The sequence below is a fragment of the Polynucleobacter sp. AP-Latsch-80-C2 genome, from assembly GCF_018882185.1.
Classification (GTDB): Bacteria; Pseudomonadota; Gammaproteobacteria; order Burkholderiales; family Burkholderiaceae; genus Polynucleobacter.
Window position 1 is genome coordinate 1 of the sequence record NZ_JACVOY010000025.1, and the last position, 2,458, is coordinate 2,458.

Sequence of the window (2,458 nt, forward strand, 5' to 3'; positions counted from 1 at the left end):
TGCAAGAAAACGGTGGTGTTGAGCAAATTCGTATGGGTGGCACTAAGCCTTTGTCAGCTACCAAGCGTGCTGAGCTTGTTAAAGCCGAAGTAAGCGAAGCTGTGATCAGTAAGGTGAAGTTTGACGCTGAAACAGTTAAGGCAAATGCGGACTGGGTGGACAAGCAAGTGGTGTTTGTGGCTACTTACTTGCCTACAGGCGAATTTGAGGTCAATGCTGTGATTCGTCACGACGGCGCTGTGAATACTGCGCTGGCAGCGTATTACACGCTCGCACAAGCTAAAAAGCGCGAAGAATTAAATGCGCTCAAAAAAGCCGAAGAAGAGGCAGCAAAAGTGCAAAAGTCAGAAGCGAAAGCAGAAGACAAAATGGCTAAGCAAATTGCCAAGACTGCGCAAGAAATTGTAGAGAAGGAGCAATTGGAAAAAGCTACAGAGGCTTTTAACAATGTATTTGAAACAGAAGCAGCAGAAGCTGAACTTGTTTAACTAACCTTTGGGGCCATGGCGACATGGCCCTTTTTTTATTCTTATATAGGAGGGACTATGTCCTTATTTGCACCTAGTTGTTTAGACGACTTTTTAATTAACAATGCTTCAGAGCGTGATTTGCTTGAATTGATATTAAGTCGCCAATTGCCATTTCCGTTTAATGGCAAAAGTGGCATTTTGCTGCATGGCACTTATGGCACTGGTAAAAGCACTTTAGGACTTTTATTGCCTAGCTTGCTTGAAACAGCTTATGCAGGCAACTATCCACAAGCAAGCCCAATTGGGCAAATGCAGGTAGTTGAAGATGCTATCCCTGAGATATTTCGTTGTGGAGGGGGCTTGAGTAGCACGGCGATTGTTAAGCACATCACCATGTGCAATAGCCGAAATCCTTTTCACCACTATGGTCAAACTGACTACTTCTTGTTTGATGAGGTAGATAAGCTAACCCTATCTGCGCAGCAGTCTCTCAAGTCTGTGATGGACTTAAAGCGTTGCCAGTTCATCTTTACTACAAACTATCTTGACCGAATTGACGATGGCATTATTGATCGTAGTTATTTAATTGAGATGAACAAAGCGGCAAATGCTAATGCGTATGTGGCTATGGGGCAAAGCATTTTGCAGAAAATGGCTTTGGCATCTACCGCAATGCCTGTGCCAGTAATTACAGCTATTGCACATAAAGCAAAAGGTTCTTTGCGTCGTTTTGCAAATGAAATGATGATCGAAGGCATCAAGTTGGGTGGCGTAATACCCAAGTAAGCTCTTAAGTTGCCTATAGCCACTGTCGTGCCAAACACGACAGTGGCTTTTTTTTGCCTACCAGCTGGCTAATTCACAATTAGTAGCCAATAACTCCGCTATATTCTTACCAGCTACCGCTCTGCAAGGTTTTGCTGTAAGTTGCCAGCTATCCTCCACTCCCGCATCATTATCTAAAACACACAGTATTAACTTATTAGTCTTCATATCGAGTGTGCTAAATCCATACACGGCAGTTTTGGTCTTGGTCGCCAAGTCATAACGCACTACCCAACTGACCAATGTGTCTTTATCGACTTCATTACGCACTTGATTGACGATATCCAGCTGGTTTTCTTTAGCTAAAAACTCCCAATGCGCATAAGTATAAAAATCCAAGACATATTTGACTTTGGGTTTTTTAATATCTGCCGCGGCATTAAACAGGGCTTGATGGCGCACACCTTTTGCGTAGGTGGTGCCATATTTTGTGTTTTGATATAGACGGACTGCGATTTCTTTCTGCATATTGATTTCTCCTTATTGGTTGCAGTGAGTGGCAGAAGAAGTTGCAGATTTCAAAAGAAGGTTGCTTGTTTCGGGTTGCGTAGTTACGAGTCAGAGTTACTCATTTGTCCCAAGTAGTAACTCAATAACAACTATCGAAACTAGCAACTACTTCTTTACAGCGACTCTTTAGTAACTCATTCGCAACTCACTTCGCCACTCACACTTATTTAGCTTTGATAAAGGAAATCAAACAAAAATAATGGTGATATTTGGTGGTTTTGGACAAATTGAGGTCGACCAAATCGCAAATCAGGTAATAAATTAAATGTGCCCATTAACAAACAAGGAGAAGCAATGAGCACATTAGAAACCCTCAAGCTAACAACAGCTAAAAAACCAACCCATATTCCTGCCGTCGTATTTCGCAGGAACAAACTTTCTAGTAAGTTGTGGGAGCAAATCCAGCTAGCTAAAAGTCATATAGACGGCACGCCATTTGTTGTGACCAAGTTCAAAAGCGTTAAAGATAAAGAAACTGGTTTGCGTCGCCAAGTAGAAATTCCCAAGCGTATTCGCGAGTGGTGGTTTAAGAATGAAGCTGGCAAAGTCTGCGTGTCAGTCAAATACGGCACTAAAGTGATTGAGCTTGCTAAAGGCAAGCACAGCGTTGAAGTAGATAGCGCACAAAACTTAGTTAAAGCATTGGAAACCAT

4 protein-coding genes are annotated in these 2,458 nt (G+C 42.3%); 3 read left to right on the plus strand and 1 reads right to left on the minus strand.

Annotated elements, in window-relative coordinates; all coding sequences use genetic code 11:
• The coding region (locus tag ICN47_RS12670; protein WP_216220270.1) for a hypothetical protein at nt 1–488 on the plus strand (488 nt) is incomplete at its 5' end.
• Nucleotides 489–545: 57 nt separating this feature from the next.
• A complete protein-coding gene (locus tag ICN47_RS12675) occupies nt 546–1,256 on the plus strand; it encodes an AAA family ATPase (protein WP_216220271.1) in 711 nt (236 codons plus the stop codon).
• Nucleotides 1,257–1,313: 57 nt separating this feature from the next.
• Here the strand turns inward: ICN47_RS12675 and ICN47_RS12680 are convergent, their stop codons facing one another.
• Entirely contained in the window at nt 1,314–1,763 is a 450-nt protein-coding gene (locus ICN47_RS12680) for a hypothetical protein (RefSeq protein ID WP_216220272.1), read from the minus strand.
• A 336-nt stretch (nt 1,764–2,099) separates the two neighbouring features.
• On the opposite strand from ICN47_RS12680, the gene ICN47_RS12685 reads away from it, so the two are divergent.
• A partial coding sequence (locus ICN47_RS12685) for a DUF6641 family protein (RefSeq protein ID WP_216220273.1) occupies nt 2,100–2,458 on the plus strand: 359 nt, incomplete at its 3' end.